Origin of the sequence: Microbacterium gorillae (assembly GCF_000826185.2) — a bacterium.
GTDB classification, from domain to species: domain Bacteria; phylum Actinomycetota; class Actinomycetes; order Actinomycetales; family Microbacteriaceae; genus Microbacterium; species Microbacterium gorillae.
Genome location: NZ_LN648874.1, coordinates 562,418 through 584,596, shown reverse-complemented (window position 1 = coordinate 584,596; position 22,179 = coordinate 562,418). Strand labels below are relative to the sequence as shown.

General features: G+C 69.6%; 19 protein-coding genes. 15 read left to right on the top strand and 4 right to left on the bottom strand.

The window, feature by feature from the left end:
- Position 1: 1 nt before the first annotated feature.
- Positions 2-646, bottom strand: a complete 645-nt coding sequence (locus BN1193_RS08730; RefSeq protein WP_040165486.1) for a Maf family protein — start codon at positions 644-646, stop codon at positions 2-4.
- A 21-nt stretch (positions 647-667) separates the two neighbouring features.
- On the bottom strand, positions 668-1,987 hold the full coding sequence (locus tag BN1193_RS08725) for an HNH endonuclease signature motif containing protein (protein ID WP_195907837.1): 1,320 nt from the start codon (positions 1,985-1,987) through the stop codon (positions 668-670).
- 381 nt (positions 1,988-2,368) lie between these two features.
- Between BN1193_RS08725 and BN1193_RS08720 the strand changes: the two genes are divergently transcribed.
- From BN1193_RS08720 to BN1193_RS08705, 4 genes are read left to right on the top strand one after another with little or no spacing between them, the layout of a single operon-like run.
- Positions 2,369-3,604, top strand: a complete 1,236-nt coding sequence (locus tag BN1193_RS08720) for a class I SAM-dependent RNA methyltransferase (protein WP_040165485.1) — start codon at positions 2,369-2,371, stop codon at positions 3,602-3,604.
- 31 nt (positions 3,605-3,635) lie between these two features.
- A complete protein-coding gene (locus BN1193_RS08715; protein ID WP_040165484.1) occupies positions 3,636-4,301 on the top strand; it encodes a response regulator transcription factor in 666 nt (221 codons plus the stop codon).
- Complete coding sequence (locus BN1193_RS08710) at positions 4,291-5,484, top strand: ATP-binding protein (RefSeq protein WP_040165483.1); 1,194 nt, start codon at positions 4,291-4,293, stop codon at positions 5,482-5,484. The genes BN1193_RS08715 and BN1193_RS08710 overlap by 11 nt, the downstream gene beginning before the upstream one ends.
- Positions 5,481-6,527 (top strand): hypothetical protein, encoded by a 1,047-nt coding sequence (locus tag BN1193_RS08705; protein ID WP_040165774.1) that lies wholly within the window; start codon positions 5,481-5,483, stop codon positions 6,525-6,527. Before BN1193_RS08710 ends, BN1193_RS08705 begins: the two co-directional genes overlap by 4 nt.
- Positions 6,528-6,802: 275 nt before the next feature.
- Here the strand turns inward: BN1193_RS08705 and BN1193_RS08700 are convergent, their stop codons facing one another.
- Both BN1193_RS08700 and BN1193_RS08695 read right to left on the bottom strand, forming a co-directional pair.
- Positions 6,803-7,027, bottom strand: a complete 225-nt coding sequence (locus BN1193_RS08700; RefSeq protein WP_040165481.1) for an acyl-CoA carboxylase subunit epsilon — start codon at positions 7,025-7,027, stop codon at positions 6,803-6,805.
- Positions 7,024-8,613, bottom strand: a complete 1,590-nt coding sequence (locus tag BN1193_RS08695) for an acyl-CoA carboxylase subunit beta (RefSeq protein WP_040165479.1) — start codon at positions 8,611-8,613, stop codon at positions 7,024-7,026. Before BN1193_RS08695 ends, BN1193_RS08700 begins: the two co-directional genes overlap by 4 nt.
- Positions 8,614-8,879: 266 nt before the next feature.
- On the opposite strand from BN1193_RS08695, the gene BN1193_RS08690 reads away from it, so the two are divergent.
- The 11 genes from BN1193_RS08690 (at position 8,880) to BN1193_RS08635 (ending at position 22,153) form a co-directional block, all read left to right on the top strand.
- Positions 8,880-9,668, top strand: a complete 789-nt coding sequence (locus tag BN1193_RS08690) for a biotin--[acetyl-CoA-carboxylase] ligase (protein ID WP_040165478.1) — start codon at positions 8,880-8,882, stop codon at positions 9,666-9,668.
- A 62-nt stretch (positions 9,669-9,730) separates the two neighbouring features.
- Complete coding sequence (locus tag BN1193_RS08685; protein WP_040165476.1) at positions 9,731-10,285, top strand: PH domain-containing protein; 555 nt, start codon at positions 9,731-9,733, stop codon at positions 10,283-10,285.
- Between the two features lie 50 nt (positions 10,286-10,335).
- Positions 10,336-11,460 (top strand): 5-(carboxyamino)imidazole ribonucleotide synthase, encoded by a 1,125-nt coding sequence (locus tag BN1193_RS08680; protein ID WP_040165474.1) that lies wholly within the window; start codon positions 10,336-10,338, stop codon positions 11,458-11,460.
- A gap of 128 nt (positions 11,461-11,588) precedes the next feature.
- Positions 11,589-12,056, top strand: coding sequence for a 5-(carboxyamino)imidazole ribonucleotide mutase (gene purE / locus BN1193_RS08675; RefSeq protein WP_040165472.1), 468 nt, complete (start codon positions 11,589-11,591; stop codon positions 12,054-12,056).
- Positions 12,053-13,528 carry an LCP family protein gene (locus BN1193_RS08670; protein ID WP_040165470.1) on the top strand — a complete coding sequence of 492 codons (1,476 nt, stop codon included), beginning with the start codon at positions 12,053-12,055 and terminating at the stop codon, positions 13,526-13,528. The genes purE and BN1193_RS08670 overlap by 4 nt, the downstream gene beginning before the upstream one ends.
- 35 nt (positions 13,529-13,563) lie before the next feature.
- Positions 13,564-14,658: a glycosyltransferase gene (locus BN1193_RS08665; RefSeq protein ID WP_040165468.1), complete on the top strand. Its 1,095-nt coding sequence runs from the start codon at positions 13,564-13,566 to the stop codon at positions 14,656-14,658.
- An 81-nt stretch (positions 14,659-14,739) separates the two neighbouring features.
- Complete coding sequence (locus BN1193_RS08655; RefSeq protein WP_052460575.1) at positions 14,740-17,097, top strand: cell wall-binding repeat-containing protein; 2,358 nt, start codon at positions 14,740-14,742, stop codon at positions 17,095-17,097.
- 123 nt (positions 17,098-17,220) lie between these two features.
- Positions 17,221-18,135 carry an ABC transporter permease gene (locus BN1193_RS08650; RefSeq protein ID WP_230206455.1) on the top strand — a complete coding sequence of 305 codons (915 nt, stop codon included), beginning with the start codon at positions 17,221-17,223 and terminating at the stop codon, positions 18,133-18,135.
- A complete protein-coding gene (locus BN1193_RS08645) occupies positions 18,132-18,869 on the top strand; it encodes an ABC transporter ATP-binding protein (protein ID WP_040165466.1) in 738 nt (245 codons plus the stop codon). Before BN1193_RS08650 ends, BN1193_RS08645 begins: the two co-directional genes overlap by 4 nt.
- Positions 18,866-20,815, top strand: a complete 1,950-nt coding sequence (locus BN1193_RS08640; protein ID WP_040165465.1) for a DUF6541 family protein — start codon at positions 18,866-18,868, stop codon at positions 20,813-20,815. Before BN1193_RS08645 ends, BN1193_RS08640 begins: the two co-directional genes overlap by 4 nt.
- 126 nt (positions 20,816-20,941) lie before the next feature.
- Positions 20,942-22,153, top strand: a complete 1,212-nt coding sequence (locus BN1193_RS08635; RefSeq protein WP_195907836.1) for a glycosyltransferase family 4 protein — start codon at positions 20,942-20,944, stop codon at positions 22,151-22,153.
- The last annotated feature ends 26 nt before the right edge of the window (positions 22,154-22,179 follow it).

Genomic DNA, 22,179 nt, shown 5'->3' with positions numbered 1-22,179 from the left:
GTCAGCGGTTCCAGAGGTCCGTCCACGCGACCCCGAGGTCGCGCACGAGGCGACGGATCGTCGACAGGGACATTCCGACGACCGTGGACGGGTCGCCGTCCACGCGGTCGATGAACGCACCGCCGAGACTGTCGACGGTGAAGGCGCCGGCCACCTCGAGTGGCTCGCCCGTCGCGACGTACGCCGCGATCTCTGCGTCCGTGATGTCGGATGCGAAGCTCACCGCCGCCTGCGCGACGGCATGGACCTCGCCGGTGACGACGCCGTCCTGCACGCGCAGCACGCTGTGTCCGGAGTGCAGGATGCCGGTGCGGCCGCGCATCGCGGCCCACCGCCGGGTCGCGATCTCGGGCAGGTGAGGCTTGCCGTAGACGACGCCGTCCAGCTCGAACATCGAGTCCCCGCCGATGACGACGCCGGTGAATCCGGGGTGCGTGTTCGCGATCGTGTCGCCCACCGCGCCGGCTTTCAGTCGCGCGAGGAGCAGAACGTGCTCGTCCGGGGCGAGGGTCCGGCCCTCGGTCGCCTCGCGGGCGGCGACCGCGGCGTCCTCATCCACACCGGGGGAGTGCGTCAGTGGTTCGATCCCGGCCTGCCGCAGCAGCATCAGACGGGCGGGGGAGGTGGAAGCCAACAGCACGCGCATGCGCCCAACCTACCGGCGTCGTCAGAACGGAGGGATGGTCTCGTCCATGCCGTCGCCTCCGCCGGGTGTGAACACGACGGTGCGGGGTGGATGGTCGGTGTAGATGGTGCCGAGCGGGCTGGTCCATCGGATGACGCCGCCTGGCAGGTTCTCCGCGCTCCACCGAGTGTGGTGCTTCAGCGTGTGATGTCGGCGACAGAAGTGCCCGAGGTTGCTGATCGCCGTCGGACCACCTCGGGCGGCATCGATGGTGTGGTCTGCGTCAGAGCGGATCGCCGGGTACCGGCACCCCGGGAATCGGCAATGCTCATCCCGCACCCGCAGTATCCGCCGCTGCCCCGCCGACGGCCGGTACCGGTCCACTGATGTCACCATGCCCGTGGCGGGATGCAGGAACAATCGGTCCCACCCCGGCGCGATGCCGGCGAGGGTTCGGGCGGTGTCGGGGTCGATGGGTCCGACCCCAACCAGTTCCGCCCCCGAACCTGACTGGCCGGTGAGGACGGTGGCGGGGATCGTGATCTGCACCTGCGCGCGGATCGACGACAGCGCGTCCCCGGCGGTGGCCGGGTCTGTGGTGAGCAGGAGGTCGCAGAACACGTCCGCGGTGATCTGCGACATCGTTCGCGCATCGCCCGGGCCAGTCTTGTGGTGTCGTCTGATGCGGCGGGCGTGGGCGTGCAGACGGTCACTGATGCCGTGCGCGAGGAGGGTGGGGATGCAGGCGTGGATCTCGCTCATCCCGTCGTCCCCGTCCTCGACGACCACGTACCGGCCCTCCCGCGCCTTCCGGTGCCGGTCATCCAGACTGTCGGTGCGGGACGCGTCCGCGTCCCGCTTCACCCTGGCCCGCAACCGCCCCGCCGATGTCCCCTCCGCGACCGGCACCGCCGTAGCCTCGAACGCCTCCCGCCGGCCCGGGTCTTCGATCGGGGACCCGGCGTGCACGATCACCCGGGCATGACTCATCGTGATCCGCCCGTCCTCGAGCGCCGTATGCGTGCGGGGGAACTCGTGTACCAGCACCGCCGCGTCCGCCAACCGCCCCTGGATCACCCGGTCGCTGACATGCAACGCGGCCCCGAGTTCCGCAGCGACGTCGCGGATGATCAGCTCGTGCTCCTGCGCCCGCGCGGACACCCCCTCGGCACGGTGCTCGGCCACATCAGCCACGGCCGCGAACACCGTCTCCTGCCGCGCCTGCAAACACGCGATCTGCCGCTGAAGCATCAGAGCGTCGGACACCAGTGCGGACATGCGGGCATCAGACCCCGGCGAGCACCGGGTGCCGCTGTGCTGCCACCGGTGCCCCGGGTTGGGGAGTGGTGCGTCGAATGCCATGCCCCAATTCTCCCAACACGAGGGGAACAAATCTACGAATCTCACCGTATTGCAGTGCAACCTCCGTAGTAGTCCGGACGCAACCCCAGCGGGCAGCTTCGCGCGGGGCCGGCGCTGCGCGCCACGCGCATGCAACCCGCATTCGCTCATCGACGCAACCGGCGATATTCCCTCACGCACTTCACGTTTTCAAGTAATGTCGCGCCATAACGTGAGCCGGTGGACCCAAGTCGGCCGTCCCCGTGGCTTCCCGTCATCAGCGTTGTGAACGCGCCATATCGGGAACTGCAACCTCCCCCAAGATCCTAAGACCCCCCCCTGTCTCGTCGGCGGCAGGGTAAGATGTTTATAAGAGCCAGCCCCCACGTGCCCCATGGGAGGATGGGAGGTGTGGAAAACGCACCCGAGACCCTGGATCTGACCGTCACCGATGTCGCGCACGGCGGCGTCTTCGTCGCCCGCCACGAGGGGCGCGTGGTGTTCGTCACCGACGCCATTCCGGGCGAGACGGTCCGTGCCCGGGTCACGGACGCGCGCAAGAAGTCGTTCTGGCGGGCCGAGACGGTCGAGGTCCTCGAAGCTTCCGAGCACCGTCGCCCGCACGTGTGGTCCGCCGCGGACGTGTCCGTGCCCCCGGCGCAGCGCCCCGGTGGGGCTGACTTCGGTCACATCGAGCTCGGCCACCAGCGCGCCCTGAAGGGCCGCGTTCTCGCCGACGCCCTGCAGCGGTTCGGCGGCATCGAGGCGGACGTGCCGGTCGAGGCCGTCGCGGGCGACGCCGACGGCAGGCGCTGGCGCACGCGCGTCAGCCTGCACGTGGATGACGACGGTCGCATCGGGCCGTTCGCCGCCCGCAGCCACACCGTGATCGAGGTGCCGGATCATCCGCTGGCGACGGCCGCCGTGGAGCGCGCCACCGAGCGCCTCACCGCCGGTCGCGCGGACCGGATCGACCTGGTCCAGGCATCCGACGGCCACGTGCGCGTCGTCAACCGGGCCGAGGGGAGCGAGCGCACCCGTCACGAGGTCATCACCGAGAAGGTCGGCGATCGCGAGTTCCGCGTCGACGCCGACGGCTTCTGGCAGGTGCACCACAGCGCGGCCGACACGCTGGACGGTGTGGTCCGCGAGTACATCGCCGGCATCGAGGTCGACCCGGACGCCTGGCACCTCGACCTCTACGGCGGCGTCGGGCTGTTCGGTACGACGCTGGCCGAATCCGGTGCGACGCGCCTGACCAGCGTGGAAGCGGATGCGCGCGCCACCGAGCACGCGGGCGAGAACCTGTCCGAATGGATCGGTGCGCGCGCCGAGACCGCCCGCGTCGACCGGTTCACCCGTCAGCTCGTGGCCACCGCCTCCGCGGGTGAACGGGAGCGCTTGAACGCCGGCATCGTGGTGCTGGATCCGCCCCGCTCGGGAGCGGGTGCCGCGGTGGTGCGCGACCTCGTCGAGCTGGCGCCGCGGGCTCTCATCTACGTGGCGTGCGACCCGGTCGCGCTCGCCCGTGATCTCGGCACCTTCGGCGAGCACGGGTACCGGGCTCAGCGTCTGCGCGCGTTCGATCTGTTCCCGCACTCGCATCACCTCGAGACGATTGCGCTGATCACTCGCTGAGCGGAGTCTGTGCGCGCACTAGGCTGGTCGCGTGACCCGCGTAGCGCTCATCGACGACCACGAATCCGTGCGGCTGGGGCTGGAGCTCGCCCTCGTCCGGGATGGCAGTGTCGTGGTGTTCTCCGGTGAGACGGTGGCGCAGTACCTCGCCTGGGCGTGCTCGACGAACGACCCGCTCGCGGACGTCGTCGTGCTCGACCTGGGCCTCGGCGACGGTTCGACCGTGACGGAGAACGTCGCGCGCGTCGTCGCCACCGGCACCCCGGTCGTGATCCACAGTGTGGCGGACCGCCCCGCAGCGGTGCGCGAGTCGCTCGCCGCCGGCGCGGCCGGCGTCATCAGCAAGTCCTCGCCGACCGGCGACGTGATCGCGGCGATCGCGACCGTGGCCCGTGGCGAGCCCTTGGACAACGTCGATTGGGCGAGCGCCGTGGACGGCGACGTCGCGTTCGCCGACGCGCAGCTGTCGCAGCGTGAGCGCGAGGTGCTGAGCCTGTACGCGACCGGACTGCCGTTGAAGATCGTCGCCGACCGGCTCGGCATTGCGTTCTCCACCGCCAAGGAGAACATCACCCGCGTGCGCACGAAGTACATCGAGGTCGGCCGTCCCGCCCCGACGAAGGTGGACCTGCTGATGCGGGCGATGGAGGACGGGATCATCGACGACTCCGCCGCCGGGGCTCCGCGTGGAGCCTGAGACCGGGCCCGCACTCACTCTGCCCCTGACCGGCACGCGCTCGTTCACGCGGGCGCGCGTGGAACGCATCCTGGGCGTGATCGTCGGCGGCACCTGTGTGGTGTTCGGCGTGCAGGCCTTCCTCGCCTCCGTCGGCAGCACCGAGGCCGGCCGCTGGGGAGCCACCCTGGTGATGGCGACGTTCGCCGCGCTCACCGTGATGATCATCACCTCGGTCACCGGGGTGCTCCGCACGACGGGAGCCGCCCTGTTCGCGGCCGTCTTCCCGATCGTCCTGGTGGTGTGGTTCGTCGTCGCGGACCCGGCGCTGTCCCATCCGACCGTGCAGCCGTGGACCTGGTTCCTGATCAACGTCGCGACGATCAGTGCGGCCCTCGTCTTCCCGCTGCCGTGGCAGATCGTCTACACGGTCGCGGTGCCCGTGCTCTACACGGCGGTGCGGATCGCGCTCGGCGGGGGTGACGCGGTGTACTGGGTGAACGGTCTGCCGGACATGTCCTTCTCGTTGATCTTCGGGTTCGTCCTGCTGATCATCGTGTGGATGGTCCGCCGGGTCTCGGACGAGGTGGACAGCGCTCGAGCCGACGCGCTGGCCACCTATGCGGAGGCGTCGGCGGCCGAGGCGCGCGAGCAGGAGCGGATGGAGCTGGCCGCGCTGATGCACGACAGCGTGCTCTCCGCGCTTCTCGCGGCCGCCCGGGCGCAGGTTCCCCGAGAGCGAGAGCTCGCCGTCGCGATGGCGCGGGACGCGTTGACGGGTCTCGCTGACGCGGAACGCGACGTGGACGGGCCGAGCACGGCGCCCATGACCACCGTGGAGATCGCATCGGAGATCGGCGAATCCGCTGCCGCCACGGGCGTGCACCTCGTGATCGCCCCGCCGCAGACCGCTTTCATCCCTGGTCGAGTGGCACGCGCGATCACGCTCGCGGCCGCGCAGGCCGTCGCCAATGCGGTCCAGCACGCGGCCGGTCGAGGGCTGGAGGTGACCGTCACCGCTCCGGGGGACGGCTGCCGCGTCGTGATCTCCGATTCCGGACCCGGTGTGGACCTCGGCCACGTGCCGGAGGACCGGCTGGGCATCCGTGCCTCGATCTTCGCGCGCATGAGCGCTGTCGGCGGTACGGCTTCTCTGGACAGCCGTGCCACCGGCACGCGCGTCACGCTGGAGTGGACGCCGTGAGGGTCTCCGCCCGGCGGCTCCTGGTCGTCCTCGCTCTCGCCTTCGTGCTGTATCTCACCGCACGCGGGCTGCTGTTCACCGGTCCGGTGGTGAACCCGGCTCTGCTGATCGCCTGCGCGCTCCTGATCGTGGTGGTCACCGTCGTGTGCCTGTTCGCGGAGTCGCGCTACCCGGCGGTGGCCTCCGACGCGCCACTGACCGCGGGCAGTCGGGGCCCGACGGTCATGCCCGTCTGGGCCGGGGTCCTCGCCGTGGCGACCGCGGTCGTCGTGCCCTCGGTGGTCGCGCTCTCGGTCGAGGAAGCGCACCGTCAGGCGGCGTACGCCACCAGCTACATCGGCGCGATCGGTGCCCTCCTCACGGTCCTCGCCGTGCGTCGCCGCGCACTGCTGGCGTGGATCGGCGCCGCGGCTCTCACCGTCGGCGCGGTCGGGTGGCTCGGGCCCCTGGCGGCGTTCAGCCTGGGTATGACCGGGTCGATCATGTGGATTCTCGCCGCTCAGCTTCTGCTGCGCTCCATGGACCGAGCGGCGCGCGACACGGTGCGCCTGGTCGAACTGCAGCACGCGGCGGTCGCCTGGCAGACCGTGCACGGCGCTCGTCGACGCGAACGTCGTGTCCGCGTGCGCTTCGCGCTGCAGGTGGCCGGCCCGGTGCTGTCTCGTGTCATTGAAACCGACGGCCATCTGAGCGAGGACGAGCGTGCGCAGGCCGAGATCGCCGAGGGAAGTCTCCGCGACGAGCTGCGCGGCGCGCGGCTGTTGGATGAGCGGGTGCGTGCGGAGCTGGACGCGGCCCGGGCGCGGGGCATCGTGGTGAACGTGTTCGACGAAGGCGGTCTGGACGGACTGGATCAAGCCAGCCTGGACGCGATCCGCGCCGAACTCGCCGACGTCGTCGCGTCCGCTTCGACGGAACGGCTGATCATCCGCGCCGCGCGGGACCCGAAGACGGCGGTGACCGTCGTGGGACGGCCCGCCGAGTCATCCGATGACATCGACCTCTGGCACGAGATCGCCCGTTCGCGTCCGGCCGAGCCCTGAGCCTCGGTGTCGAAGAAGAGGCGCTGGACTCGAGAGGGGGCCCCTCTTTCCTCTCTCGAATCCAGCGGCGGCTGCTGAACGGGGAGGCGGGAGACGGAGTACCAGATCTCACATCTCCCGCCGGTGCGGAACGGTTACCCGAAAACCGGCCCGCGGGGCCCGGAGAACCCACCCCCTGGTGTCGTCTCCGGTCTCACGCACAGCGTTGCCGGTTCCAGTATGGAATGCGGGGGTCCGACCGGTCTGTAGGACCTTTGGGGGACACCGGGCCGGCGTCAGCCGGTGAAGCGGCCCCAGCCGACCTCGCGGTTCAGGGGTCGACGGAGGTTGCGGCGTCCCTGCTGCCAGGCCGAGGGGCGCGGTCCGTCGTCAGCCTCGAGCGCCGCGACCTCGGACGCGTACACCTCGCTGACCACCGCGATGACGGCGGCGAGCTCCTCCGCGGTCGGATTTCCGCGGTGGATCTCGATCATCGCCGGAGCGTCCTGGGGCTCGGTCACAGTGGAATGTTCCCGTGCTTCTTCGGCGGCAGCTCGGCGCGCTTGCCGCGCAGCGAGCGCAGCGCCTTCGCGATCGCGACGCGCGTGGCGGCCGGCTCGATGACCCCGTCCAGCTCGCCGCGCTCGGCGGCCAGGAACGGACTGGTGACGTTGTAGGTGTACTCGTTCGCCAGGCGCGTGCGAACCGCCGCGACGTCCTCGCCGGCCTCCTCCGCCTTGCGGATCTCGCCGCGGTAGAGGATGTTCACCGCGCCCTGGCCACCCATCACGGCGATCTCCGCCGTCGGCCAGGCCAGGTTGACGTCCGCGCCCAGCTGCTTCGAGCCCATCACGATGTACGCACCGCCGTAGGCCTTGCGCATGATCACGGTGACCAGCGGCACGGTCGCCTCGGCGTAGGCGTAGATGAGCTTCGCGCCGCGGCGGATGACGCCGGTCCATTCCTGGTCGGTGCCGGGCAGGTAGCCCGGGACGTCCACGAGGGTGACGATCGGAACGGAGAACGCGTCGCAGAAGCGGACGAAGCGGCTGGCCTTCTCGCCCGCTTCGATGTTCAGCGTGCCGGCCATCTGCGAAGGCTGGTTCGCGATGATGCCCACCGTCCGGCCCTCGACCCGGCCGAAGCCGATCAGGATGTTCGGGGCGAACAACGGCTGCACCTCGAGGAAGTCGCCGTCATCGACGATGCGCCCGATGGCGTCCTTCATGTCGTACGGCTGGTTCGGCAGGTCCGGGATGAGGGTGTTCAGGGCACGATCGGAGTCGCTGGTCTCGAACTCGAACGCCGTGTCATAGACGGGGGCGTCGGTCATGTTGTTGTCCGGGAGGAAGCCGAGCAGGGTGCGCGCGTAATCCAGCGCGTCCTCCTCGTCCGCGGCGAGGTAGTGCGCGACGCCGGAGCGGGTGTTGTGCGTGAGCGCACCACCGAGCTCCTCCATGCCGACGTCCTCACCGGTGACCGTCTTGATCACGTCCGGACCGGTGACGAACATCTGACTGGTCTTGTCGACCATGATCACGAAATCGGTCAGCGCCGGGCCGTACACGGCGCCGCCGGCGGCCGGACCCATGATGATCGAGATCTGCGGGATGACGCCGGAGGAGCGGGTGTTCAACCGGAAGATCTCGCCGTACTTGCTGAGGGCCAGCACGCCCTCCTGGATGCGAGCGCCGCCGGAGTCGAGGATGCCGATGATGGGCACGCCGCTGCGCAGGGCGAACTCCATGATCTTGATGATCTTGTCGCCGGAGACCTCGCCGAGCGATCCGCCGAACGTGGTGAAGTCCTGCGAGTAGACCGCCACCGTGCGGCCGTTGATCGTTCCGATGCCGGTCACGACCGAATCGCCGTAGGGGCGGGAACGGTCCATGCCGAACGCCGTCGTGCGGTGGCGCACGTACTCGTCGAACTCGACGAAGCTGCCCTGATCGAGCAGCTGTTCGATGCGCTCGCGGGCGGTCTGCTTGCCTTTGGCGTGCTGCTTGGCCTGGGCCGTCAACTCGGGCTGCACGACGGCTTCATCGAAGCGGGCCTTCAGGTCCGCGATCTTGCCGGCGGTGGTCGCGAGGTCGTTGCTGTCCGTCACGCCCTCCACCCTAGCGGCGGGAATGACGCGTTCCGCTGTGGCACTCGACAAAGCTCGGCGGGGGATTTGTTCGCTCCCGCCCGTGCGCGCGAGCCGCGTCGTCAGGTCCGCGATCTTGCCGGCGGTGGTCGCGAGGTCGTTGCTGTCCGTCCCGCCCTCCACCCTAGCGGCGGGAATGACGCGTTCCGCTGTGGCACTCGACAAAGCTCGGCGGGGGATTTGTTCGCTCCCGCCCGTGCGCGCGAGCCGCGTCGTAGGGTGTGGGCATGACCACGACACCCGCCGAGGGATTCCCGCTCACCGCCGCCATCAGCCCCCGGGTGCAGGTGGTCGAGCAGACCGGTTCGACCAACGCGGACCTCGTCGTCGCGAGCGCGGATGAGGCGGCGTATCCGCATCTGTCCGTTCTGCTGACGTTCGATCAGCGCTCCGGGCGCGGGCGGCTCGACCGGCACTGGCAGGCGCCGGCCGGCTCGGCCCTGGCGCTCAGCACCCTGCTGCGGGTGGCGGCTCTGCCGGTGCACGCTCGGGGCTGGATTCCGCTCGCGGCGGGCGCGGCGATGTCCGCCGCGATCGCCGCGCAGCTGCCCGGACATGACGTGCGCGTGAAGTGGCCCAATGACGTGCTGGTCGATGACCGGAAGATCTGCGGCATCCTCGCCGAGGCCACGCTCGCGTTGGAGGCCATCGTCGTCGGTACCGGGGTGAACACCGCCATGGCGAGCGGGCAGCTGCCGGTGCCCACCGCGACATCCTTCGCGGTGCTCGGAGCCGATTGTGACGTGGACCGACTGATCGCCGACTACCTGACCGCACTGGACGCGCACGTCCGGGCTCTGGTCGCCGCGCGCGGCGACGCCGATGCCAGCGGCCTGCGCGAGGCCGTGGTGCGCGCATGCGAGACCATCGGCGTGACCGTGGCGGTCGCGATGCCGGACGGATCGGAGCTGCGCGGTGTCGCCACCGGGCTGGACGCCGACGGTCGCCTGCTCGTGGATGACGCCGGACGCATCACCGCGGTCGGCGCGGGCGATGTGACGCACGTCCGCCGCTGACGGCGCACCGTCCTGCGGCGAGGCTGACCGGTTCCGGCTCCGACCCGGGTGAGAATGAACGCATGACGCAGCCGACGGGCATCGGGGGCCGCCCCCACATGCCGGCGCCGGGTACGCCCGCGCCGGAGCTGCTCGTTGCGCGCCTGCGTCCGCACGCGCGCAGGCTGTTCTGGTCCGCGCTCGTTCTGATCGCGCTCGCCGGAGCGACCGGCTACTTCTACGACCATCTGCCGGCGCCGTTCACCAACCTCATGCTCTTCCTGGCCGCCGGGCTGGTCGCGGTGGTTCTGGTCCTGGCGCCGTGGGTGATCTGGCTGTCCCGGCGCTACACGATCACCACGCGCCGCGTCATCGTGGCGGACGGCGTGTTCGCCCGTCGGCGTCGTGAGCTCAGCCATGCGCGCGGGTACACCGTCGCGCTCCGTCGCGGTCCGTTGCAGAGGCTGTGGGGCACCGGGACGCTGACGCTGTCGAACGGGGTCGATGCCCCGTTGCGCATGGTGAACATCGGTCACGCCCGCCTGGTCCACGAGGTGCTCGTCGACCAGGTCGAGGTCAACCAGATCCTCGCGCATCGGGACGCGTACGCGACCGGCGTGACGCCGCCGACCGACTGACGCGCGCGTCCGCTCCGATGGGGGAGGATGGAACGGACGAAGGAGGGTGCATGCGCATCGGAGTGATCGGTGGCGGACAGCTGGCGCGGATGATGATCGCACCGGCCGTGGAGTTGGGGCTGGAGATCCGCGTGCTGGCCGAGTCCGAGGGCATGTCGGCGCAGTTGGCCACGACCGCGGTGGGGGACTACCGCGATCTGGACACCGTGCTCTCCTTCGCGCGCGACGTCGATGTGATCACCTTCGACCACGAGCACGTGCCGCAGGACGTCCTGGCCGGTCTCGTCGGTGCCGGCATCGCCGTGCATCCCGGTCCGGCACCCCTCGCCGTCGCGCAGGACAAGCTCGTGATGCGCGCACGCATGGCCGAGATCGGCGCGCCGCAGCCGGACTGGGCCGCGGTGACGGACGCGTCCGAGCTGCAATCCTTCCTGGACGCGCACGGCGGTCGTGCCGTCGTCAAGACCGCCCGCGGAGGGTACGACGGCAAGGGCGTGCGGGTGGTGTCCGCGGCCACTCAGGCGGATGACTGGTTCGCCGCGCTGGCGGAGGACGCGCACGGCGGTGCGCTGCTGGTCGAGGAACTCGTCGCGTTCACGCGCGAGCTCGCCCAGCAGGTGGCCCGTCGTCCCGGGGGAGAGGTCGCCGTCTACCCGGTCGTGGAGACGCTGCAGCGCGACGGCGTGTGCGCGGAGGTCATCGCGCCGGCCCCCGACGCGGACGCGATCAGCGCGGCCGCCGCGGAACTGGGGGAGAAGATCGCGACGGCGCTCGGAGTGACCGGGATGCTCGCCGTCGAGCTGTTCCAGACCGCGGACGGACGGCTGCTGGTGAATGAGCTGGCGATGCGCCCGCACAACAGCGGGCACTGGAGCCAGGACGGCGCCGTGACGGGGCAGTTCGAACAGCACCTCCGCGCGGTCGCGGACCTGCCGCTCGGGGATCCATCACCGATCGCGCCGGTCAGCGTGATGATCAACATCCTCGGCGGACCCGTCGGCGCGACCCTGCCGGATCGGTTCGCCGCGGCCCTGGGCGCGGACCCCCGGGCGAAGGTGCACACGTACGGCAAGGAGCCGCGCCCGGGCCGCAAGGTCGGGCACGTCAACGCCGTCGGTGATGACCTCACCGCCGTGCTGGCCACCGCCCGCGCCGCGGCCGCAGCCTTCGACTGACCTGGACTCGGCTGATTCCCCGTTTTCATCCGCGCGCCGCTCAGGTTGCTGGCGGCCGCGCCGCCTAGCCTGTACGGGTGAGTTCCCCCCAGCCTGCCTCCGCATCGCTCCCTCTCGTCGGCGTCGTCATGGGCTCCGACTCGGACTGGCGCGTGATGCAGGATGCGGCGACCGTCCTCAGCGAGTTCGGCATCTCCTTCGAGGTGGAGGTCGTCTCCGCGCACCGGACGGTGGACAAGCTCGTCCGCTACGGCCGGGAGGCACGCGAGCGCGGGCTGCGCGTGATCATCGCCGGCGCCGGTGGCGCCGCACACCTGCCGGGCATGCTGGCCTCCGTCACCGCACTCCCGGTGGTGGGGGTGCCGGTTCCGCTCGCGTACCTGGACGGCATGGACTCCCTGCTGTCGATCGTGCAGATGCCGGCCGGTATTCCGGTGGCCACGGTGTCCATCGGCGGCGCGAAGAACGCCGGACTCCTCGCGGCCCGCATCCTGGGCACGTCCGACGCAGCCCTGGCGGACCGGGTCGAGGCGTACGCCCGCGACCTTGAGGGCCAGGTGGAGGAGAAGAACCGACGCCTCAAGGAGTCCCTGTGACGACGATCGCCGGGCCGCGTCCGACGGCACGCGGTCGCGCGGTGATCGAGAACCGCCCGCTGCGCAACCCCGATATCTCCTCTCGTCCGCTGATGACCCGCCGCGGCTGGTGGCTCGTGATCGTCGGCTTCCTGATTCCGGGATCCGCTCAGGTTCTGGCCGGCAACCGCAAGCTCGGTCGCTTCGGTCTCGGTTCGACGCTGACGATGTGGCTGCTGCTGATCGTCGGTGCCGGCGTCGCCATGTTCGCCAAGGGTGTGTTCCTCTGGCTCGTCGGGCAGGGTTTTCTGTTCACGATGCTGACCTACCTGCTGCAGGTCGCGATCGTCGGCTACGCAATCCTGTGGATCGTGCTGGCGCTGAACACGCTCGTCCTGGTCAAGCTGGTCCGCACCGGCCAGTACGCGCGCTTCGGCATCCTCGGCCTGTCCGTCCTGCTGATGGTCGTGACCGGATCGACGGCCGCCTACGCCGCGAACTCGGTCGCCGCGGTCCGTGAGACGTTCAGTTCCGTGTTCGGCGCGAGCGCCGCACCGGTGGAGCCGTCCGACGGGTACTACAACATCCTGCTGCTGGGTGCGGACAGCGGCGACGGTCGGGACTCGATGCGCTTCGACAGCATCTCGGTCGTCTCCATCAACGCCGACACCGGCAAGGCGACGATCACCGGCATCCCGCGTGACATGAAGAACCCGCTGTTCGCGCCCGGTCCGATGCACGACCTCTACCCGGACGGCCACCAGGGTCATGCGGACGCGGAGTGCGGGTGGACGAGCGCGATCAACCAGCTCAACACCGAGCTGGAGGTCTGCCGCGACGGCAAGAAGCTGTATCCGGACGCGATCAAGAACGGCTCCACGCCCGGTATCGAGGCGACCAAGGACGCCGCCGAAGGCACGCTGGGCATCACGATCCCGTACTACGTGTTCATCGACATGGACCACTTCGCGCAGCTCATCGACGCGCTCGGTGGGGTCGACATCGACGTCAAGGAGCGGCTGCCCGAGGGCGGCGGTCCGCCCGAGGATGACCCCGAGCAGTCCGCCGAGATCTGGGCCACGGGTTGGATCGAGCCGGGAAAGCAGCACATGAACGGCGAGACCGCGCAGTGGTACGCCCGGTCGCGCTACACCACCAGCGACTGGGACCGCATGCGCCGCCAGCGCGAGCTGCAGGAGGCGATGCTCAGCCAGTTCACGCCGCAGACCGTGCTGACCCGGTTCCAGGAACTCGCCAAGGCCGGCACCGCGGTGATGGAGACGGATGTGCCGCAGGCGATGCTGCCGACCTTCCTCGATCTGGCGCTGAAGGCCAAGTCGCAGCCGGTGACCTCGATCGAGTTGAACAGCGAGGGCACGCCGGCTCCGGACGGGTACCCGATCAACCCGGACGAGCCGGACTTCGATCAGATCCACGCGCTGATGCAGGCCGCCCTTCACCCGGACAGCGAGGACGGCTCCGGGCAGAACTGACCGGACCTCGCGCGTGCGCCGAGTATCGTCGGAGCATGCCCACCACTCTGCGCGTCGTGATCGATCAGACGAGCTCCGGGTCCGATCTCGCGGTCGCCTCGGTGGAGCTCGCGCGGGCGCTGATCCGCACCGCCCCCGGCGGATGCGAGGTCGACGCGATCGTTCCGGCCGGACAGGACGATCTCACCCATGTCGTGCCCGGACTGTCGTCCGTTCGGACCGCACCGCTGCAGCGCCGGGAGCTCCTGGCCGGATGGCAGCTCGGTGTCGCACCGCCGGTCGGTGGGGGACTGATCCACTCGGCGAGCCTCGCCGCGCCCCTCGTTCGACATGACCGGATCAACGCGGGCGATCAGACCACGGTCACGGTGTGGGATCTGCAGGCCTGGGAGACCTCCGGCGAACTGCACCGGTCCGCCTCCGCCTGGCAGAAAGGGATGATGCGTCGGGTCGTCCGGCACGCCGACGCGGTCGTGGTTCCCACCTACGCGATCGCGGAGCGCCTGGCGGAGGAGTTCGCGCTCGGCGATCGGATCCGGGTGATCCCCGGCGCGCTGCCGCACGGATTCCGCCTGCCGCCGGACGCCGACGCGCGCCGTCGCGATCTCATCCTGCCGGCGCGGTACATCGCCGTGGAGGGCACCCCTGCCCCCTCCGACGGGCTCGCCGCGGCCTTCCGTGCGGTCGCCGCCAACCTCGTCGGGGATCGCCAGGTCGTGGTCTTCGGCGTGCCGGTGGGGGACGAGGCGCGGGTCACCGAGCTCGCCGCGGCGGCCGGCGTTCCCGAAGCTCGGGTGCACGCGCGTCCGGTGCTGGATGTCGCCGACCGCGCCGCGGTGCTCGCCGGCTCGGAGGCGTTCGTCACGGCGGTGAGCCGGTCGGCATGGCCGTGGCGCGTGCTGGAGGCGCAGCGACTGGGTGTCCCGGTCGTCGCAGCCGACACGCCGGTGCTCACCGAGGTCGTCGGTGACGGAGGCATCGTCGCGCCCGCCGCGGCCCTCGGCCCGGCGTTGGAAGAGGCGCTCGGCGAGCGTGCCGCCGCGCTGCGCGTGCTGGGTCAGGACCATGAGCGGGCGTTCACCTGGGACGGTGCCGCAGAGCGCGTCTGGCAGCTTCACGCCGAACTGTGAGGTGGCGTTACCGGAAACGCGCGAACACTGAGGTACTGTCGATCGTTTGACCTCAGGTGACACTTCAGTAACACTGGTCACATGCGCCCCGGCTCCCGAAAGACCATTCCGCGTGCGAAAACGGCGCTCGCGGTCGCTCTGGCAGCGGTCACCGTCGTCCTCGGGATGTCGGCTCCGGCCATCGCCGACGACACGAGCACGCCGGCCGCGACACCGTCGGCCACGGCATCGCCCGGCGGTGACGGGTCGCTGGTGACCGACGAGCCCGGTGAGACCGGACCCGCGCAGCCGTCTCCGTCACCTACCGCGATCCCGACCCCCACGCCGACTCCGACCCCGACGCTGACACCCACTCCCACGCCGACACCGACGTCGACCGAGGCGCCGCCCGTCGAGGAAACGCCCGCGGAAGAGGCTCCGACGGACGACGCGACGATCCCGCAGGCGCCTGCTGAGGACCAGTCCGCGGAGGGAGATCTCGCCGGCGAACTCCTCGTGGCGAATGACGCGATCGCCTACGACTCGGTCGCCGCCATGGCAGCGCTCGCTCAGGACCCGCTGACGCTGGCCGGTTTCCAGGCCGGCAACATCATCGAAAACGGTGTCTTCTTCGACAAGAGCACCATGACGGAGGCGCAGATCCAGGCGTTCCTGGAGAAGATGGTGCCGACCTGCGTGAGCGGCTACACCTGCCTGAAGGACTTCCGCCAGACCACCGCGAATCGCACCGGGGACGTGATGTGCCCGGGCGGGTACGTCGGCGAAGCGAACGAGCGCGCGTCCCGCATCATCGCGAAGGTCTCGCAGTCGTGCGGCATCAATCCGCGCGTGATTCTGGTGATGCTGCAGAAGGAGCAGGGTCTGGTGACGCACGTCTGGCCGAGTCTGTGGCGCTATGACGCCGCGCTCGGGCAGGACTGCCCGGACACTCCGGCCGGTTGCAGCGCGACGTACCGCGGATTCTTCTCGCAGATCTACGGCGGCGCGTGGCAGCTGAAGCGCTACGCCAACCCGTCCGGAACATCGCAGTACTTCACGTGGTACCCGGTGGGCCGGATCACCAACGTGCTGTACAACCCGAACACGAGCTGCGGCTCCTCGGGCGTCGGCATCCAGAACCAGGCGACGGCGAACCTGTACTACTACACGCCGTATCAGCCGAACGCCGCCGCGCTGCGGGCCGGGTACGGGACCGGCGACTCCTGCTCGGCCTACGGCAACCGCAACTTCTACAACTACTTCACCGACTGGTTCGGCTCCACCCGGGTGAGCGCGTTCACCTCCGTGCCGGTACCGACGATCTCCGGCACGGCACAGGTGGGCAAGGCCCTGACGGCGACCTCCACCGGCGTTGCCCCGACCCCGGACGCCACGGCGTTCCAGTGGCTGCGCGACGGGGCCGCGATCTCCGGTGCGACGAAGGCGACCTACACGCTGACGGCGGGTGACGCCGAGAAGAAGGTCTCCGTGCGCATCACCGTCACCAAGGCCGGCTACACGTCCGCGTCGGCGACCTCGGGGACGGTGACCGTCAAGTCCCTGATCGACCGCATCGCCGGGGTGGACCGCGAGGCGACTGCGGTGGCGGCGTCGAAGGCGGCCTGGCCGAAGGGCAACAGCACCGTCTTCCTGGCCGCATCCGGAGACTATCCGGACGCGCTCGCCGCGGCCGCGACGGCCGGGCGCCTCGGCGCCGCTCTGCTGCTGACCGGACCGGACCGGGTCTCGGCCACCGTCAGCGCAGAACTCCAGCGCCTGAATCCCAGTCGGGTCGTCGTGATCGGCGGCGAGGGGGTCATCAGCACGAACGCCACCGCCGCGGTCCGGTCTGCGCTCCCGAAAGCGCAACTCAGCCGCGTGTCGGGTGCGGATCGCTATGAGACCGCGCGGGAGGTGCTCGCCTACGCCGGAAAGACCGCGACCGTCTACGTCGTCACCGGACTGGACTTCCCGGACGCCCTCAGCGCCTCCGCCGCCGCGGGCGCGACGAAATCCGCAGTCGTGCTGGTCAACGGCTCGCAGACTGACATCCGATCGAGCCTGGTGAAGACTCTGCGCAGTGTCGGGGCCGCCAACATCATCCTCGTCGGTGGCGAGGGCGTCCTCCCGTCGGGCATCGCCGTCGCCTTCAAGAAGCAGGGCTTCGCGGTCTCGCGCCTGGCCGGCGTGGACCGATACGACACGAACCGCGTGGTCAACGACCGGGTGTTCACCGGATCGCGCGTGAAGGCCATCGTCGCGACCGGAATGGACTTCCCGGACGCACTGGCCGGCTCGGCCCTGGCCACGACGCGGAATGTGCCGCTCCTGCTGTCCAAGACGGGCTGCATGATGCAGAGCACTCGCGAATACACATCCGCACACGGCACGAAGCTGCTCACGCTGATGGGTGGTGAGGCGGTCCTCTCCGACGCCGTCGCTCGGCAGACGGCCTGCTGATCGCGTCGGACCGGCGCACGATGCGTCCGGTCCGACGGATCCGCCTTCCAGGGTCGGCCGAGGCTCATGACATAGGATCGGAGCCGAGTTCTTCACCTCACCCCGAATCGAACGAGCAGTCACGTGACCCCACCGTCGTCGCGCTTCGGCGCGCTGTCGCCGAGCGACTTCCAGATCCCCGGCCGCAGCCGGGGGTTCCTGGACGTCATCCGTTGGCACTACCTTCTGACCCTGCTGGTGCGCACCGGCGTCACGACGCGGTACCGCAACTCCGTGCTGGGCTGGACGTGGTCCTATGTCCGTCCGGCGGCCCAGTTCATCGTGTTCTGGCTCGTGCTGGGCGTGCTGCTGCACCAGGAGCGAGGCATCCCGAACTTCGCCGTGTACCTGTTCAGCGGCATCGTGATCATCAACCTGTTCAGCGAGGCGTACAAGAACGGCACCACCGCGATCGTCGGCAACGCCCCGCTCGTGCGCAAGGTGTACCTGCCGCGGCAGCTGTTCGCGGTGTCCGCGGTCATCGTCGCTTTCGTGCACTTCCTGCCGCAGCTGGCGCTGCTGCTGGTGGTCTGCGCCTTCCTCGGCTGGTTCACCCAGATCACGGTCCTCGGGATCCTGGCCATCCTCGCGGCGATCCTCCTGATCAGCTTCCTCGCGCTCGGCCTCGGTCTGCTGTTCGGCGCTGTGAACGTCCGGTTCCGGGACGCGGAGAACATCGTCGAGCTGCTGCTGATGCTGGCCACCTGGGCATCCCCGGTGCTGTACCACTGGACCGTCCTGACCGAACACCTGCCGAGCTGGGCCGTGCGGCTGTACATGCTCAACCCGATCACGCAGGCCGTCGAACTGTTCCACTACGGCTTCTGGTACACGGTCACCGACGAGTCGCTGTCCGATTCGCCGGTCATCGCGGCGAACCCCGTGCAGCCGCATCTCGCGATCGACACGCTGTGGGCGTTCCTGATCTGCGCCGTCGTGTTCGCCCTCGGCCAGATCGTGTTCCGCCGCATGGAGGGAAGGTTCGCGCAGGAGCTATGAGCACTTCAACCCTCGACCGGCCGAGCGTCATCGTCGACCACGTCCGCAAGCACTTCATCCTGAACCACGCGTTCTCGTTCAAGGACACCATCGTCGCCTGGATCCGCCGACGGAAGACCACCAGCGTCTTCGAGGCGCTCAAGGGTGTGGACTTCTCCATCAATGAGGGCGAGTCCGTCGCCATCATGGGCTTCAACGGCTCCGGCAAGTCCACGTTGCTCAAGCTCATCTCCGGCGTCATGCAGCCCGATGTCGGGACCGTGCACACGCGCGGGCGCGTCGCCGGACTGATCGAGGTCGGGGCGGGGTTCCACCCGGAGCTCTCCGGCCGCGAGAACGTCTACCTCAACGCGGCCATCCTCGGCATGCAGAAGGACGAGATCGACGCCCGCTACGACGAGATCGTCGCGTTCAGTGAGATCGGCGAGTTCATCGATCAGGAGGTCAAGCACTACTCCTCCGGAATGTTCATGCGGCTGGCGTTCTCGGTCGCGATCCACGTCGAGCTGGACGTGCTGCTGGTCGATGAGATCCTCTCCGTCGGCGACGTGCCGTTCCGCGAGAAGTGCCGCCTCAAGTTCATCGAGCTGATCGAGGCGCGCAAGACCCTCGTCGTGGTCAGCCACGACATGGAGATGATTCGCGAGCTCTGCACACGCGGCATCGTGATCAACAAGGGCGAACTCATTTACGACGGTGAGATCGAGGGCGCGATCGCGCTGGTGAGCGAATGATCGCCGACTGGATCGGGGCGGTCCCCGCGATCCTCGCGGCGATCGCCGTGGTCTACGTGCCGGGGTTGGCGCTTCTGGCGGTCACACGCATCCGGGGCCTCGCGCTGCTCGCGTTCGCGCCGGTCGCCGGTGTCGCCATCGTCGGTATCAGCGCCTTGGTCCTGGGCATCATCGGGGTGCGATGGACCCCGCTGTCCTTCGCCGCCGCTGCGGCCGCCACCGTCGCGATCGGCTTCGGGGTCAGGGTGCTGCTGACGGACAGGATCCCCGCGCCGCGTCAGATCGTGCGGCGGTGGCCGATTCTGGTGGTGGCGTTGGTCATCGGCGCCTCGCTGATCGCCTTCCGCCTCATCGCCTACATTCAGGAACCGGGGAACATCTCACAGACCAACGACGCCGTCTTCCACCTCAATGCGATCCGCTACATCGAAGACATCGGGTCGGCGTCGTCACTGCAGGTCAGCGGTTTCGTCGGGGGCACGGGCTTCTACCCCGCCGCGTGGCACGGCGTGGTCTCTCTCGTCGTCCTGATCACGGGCGCGAGCATTCCCGTCGCGGCGAACGCGTTCACGATCGTGATCGGCGCGATCATCTGGACGACGGGGATCGCCTGGCTCGCTCGTGCGGTTTCGTCATCGACGATGGTCGCCGCATACGCCGCCGTCCTGGCCGGCACCCTCCAGACCTTCCCCGTGCTGATGTTCCAGTGGGGTGTGCTGTACCCGAACGCGCTTTCCACCGCGCTCATCCCGGCAGCCCTCGCGCTCGTCGTCGAACTTCCGCACGTCCTCGCCGCGATCGCCCGGCGCCCCGTCGCGCGCGCGATCCTCGGGGCTCTGTTCGTCGCGGTGGCGGCCTCGGCGATTCTCCTCTCGCAGCCTGCCGCGTTCCTGATCTGGGGGTTGCTCGCGATGATCGCCCTCAGTGCTCGGGTGATCCGCGCCGGGCGCGGCATGCGTCTGATGCCGGTGCTCGCCGCGGTGGCCGGGTGGATCGTGCTCGCCGTGGTGTGGTTCCTGTTCTCACGCAGCACGTCCGGCGCCCACTGGGGTGCCAGCGAGGGCAAGGCCGAAGCGGTGATCAACGTCCTGCTGAACTCGCAGGTCACCCTCCCCGCCGCCTGGGCCGTGAGCATCCTGGCCGTCGTGGGTCTGGTCGCCAGTGCCGTGCGACCAGCGACGCGTTGGGTGGTCGTGGCGTGGCTGGCGCTGTCGGCGCTGTACGTCATCGTGGCCTCGGCGGGCCGGCACATCTTCCGCGAAGTGCTCCTCGCGCCCTGGTATGCCGATCCGAGCCGTATCGCGTCCGTGGCCCCCGTGATCGTGATCCCGCTCGCAGCCATGGGTGTGGGCGCTCTCGTCCGTCTGGCGCGTCGGGTCGTCGTTCGCCGCAGTGACGTCGGGGTACCCGCGCGCCTGGTGTCGGCCGGCGTCGGCGGAGCGGTCGTGGTGGTGATCGCGCTCGTGGCACTCGTCGTCATTCCCGTCGCAACGCCCACCTTCCTGAAAGACAACAATGTCGACGTGTCGACCTATCGGGCGGGCGCGGACAGCTATTTGAGCACGGATGAGCGCGAACTGCTCGAACGACTGCCCGAGTTGGTCCCGGCTGACGCCGTCATCATCGGCAACCCTTCGACGGGCGCGGGATTCGGCTTCGCTTTGAGCGGTCGTGACGTCGTGCCGCGCACGTGGTCAGCGCCGCAGACCGCGCAGTTCTCCGTCCTCGCCGAGAGCCTCCGCGACGCGGCGACCGACCCGGCCGTCTGCCCAGCCCTGCACGCCTACGGCGACGTCGACTACGTGCTTGACTTCGGCGAGGGTGACACCACTCCCGGTCGCTGGCTGATGCCCGGAATGACAGATTTCGCAGGTCAGCCGGGCTTCACCGAGGTCGACGCCATCGGCGATGCATCGCTCTGGCGCATCACGGCCTGCGGAGATTGACCGCTGGCCACCAGTAGACTCCGGGGAGTTCGTGTGTCGATGGTCCGTCACCGTCCCGAACGCACCCCCACAGACCAGGTGGCGACGCGCGGCCGAACGCGCGGACGCCGTAGAGGAGGAAGTCTCTTGTCCAGGCGACCGATCGCGGTGATCGCGTCTCGGCTGTTCGCGCCCGAGGTCGGCGCGGGCGCGTTCCGATTGACGGCGATGGGCACCGCGCTCGTTCGCGCCGGGTTCGACGTGTCCGTGCTCACCACCCGGCCGCCGAAGCAGGCGCCGTCGACACCGGATCCGGACGGCATCCGGGTCCGCCGCTGGCCGGTGCTGCGCGATGGGGGCGGCAACGTGCGCGGGTACGTGCAGTACGCCAGCTATGACGGCCCGCTCATTCTTCGCATGCTGTTCGCCCGGTACGACGTCGCCGTGGCCGAATCCCCGCCGACGACCGGCATCGCGGTCGGGCTGGCATCGATCCTGCGGCGGAAGAAGTTCATCTACTACGCCGCGGACGTGTGGACCGACGGCGTGATCTCGATGGGCGCCGCTCGCCCGATCATCGCGATCATGCGCGCGATGGAGCGGTGGGCGCTGCGCCGTGCCACCCGCATCATCTCGGTCTCGGACGGCGTGACCGAACGTCTCGTGACGCTCGGCGCCGATCCGGCTCGCGTCGTCACCGTGGGCAACGGGGTCGACACCCAGATCTTCAATCCCGACGCGGGCGTGGCCTCTCCCGGGGAGCGATACTTCGTCTACACCGGGACCATGAGCGAATGGCAGCAGCCGGACGTGTTCGTCCGCGCGTTCGCCCGAGTCGCCTCGCAGCATCCGGACATCTCTCTCCGCTTCTTCGGCCAGGGTGTCGTCGAGGCCGACCTGCGGGCGCTCGCCGACGAGCTCATCCCCGGCCGGGTGCATTTCGGGGGAGTGGTGTCACCGGCAGAATCGGCGAGCTGGATCCGCGGTGCCCTCGGCTCCCTCGTGAGCATCGTTCCCGGCATCGGATATGACTTCGCCCGACCCACCAAGACGTACGCAGCCGCAGCCGTCGGCACTCCGGTGATCTTCGCCGGGCCCGACGGCGGTGCGACCCTGGTGCGAGAGGGAGACCTGGGCCTGGCCGTGGCCTTCTCCGAGACAGCCGTCGCCGATGCCATGCGCCGTCTGATCACCGAGGCCGACGACGGCACGAGCGAACGCCTGCGTCCGGAACGCGTGGCCTGGGCGAACGAGAACGTCTCGTCGTCGGCGGTCGCTCATCGCGTGGCGGGTGCGGTGTCCGAAGTCCTCGCAGAATCCGGCGGTAGGCTTGGATCTGGTGCCTCCGTCGCGCGATGAGCGTGCGCTGCACCCGTGAACAGGAA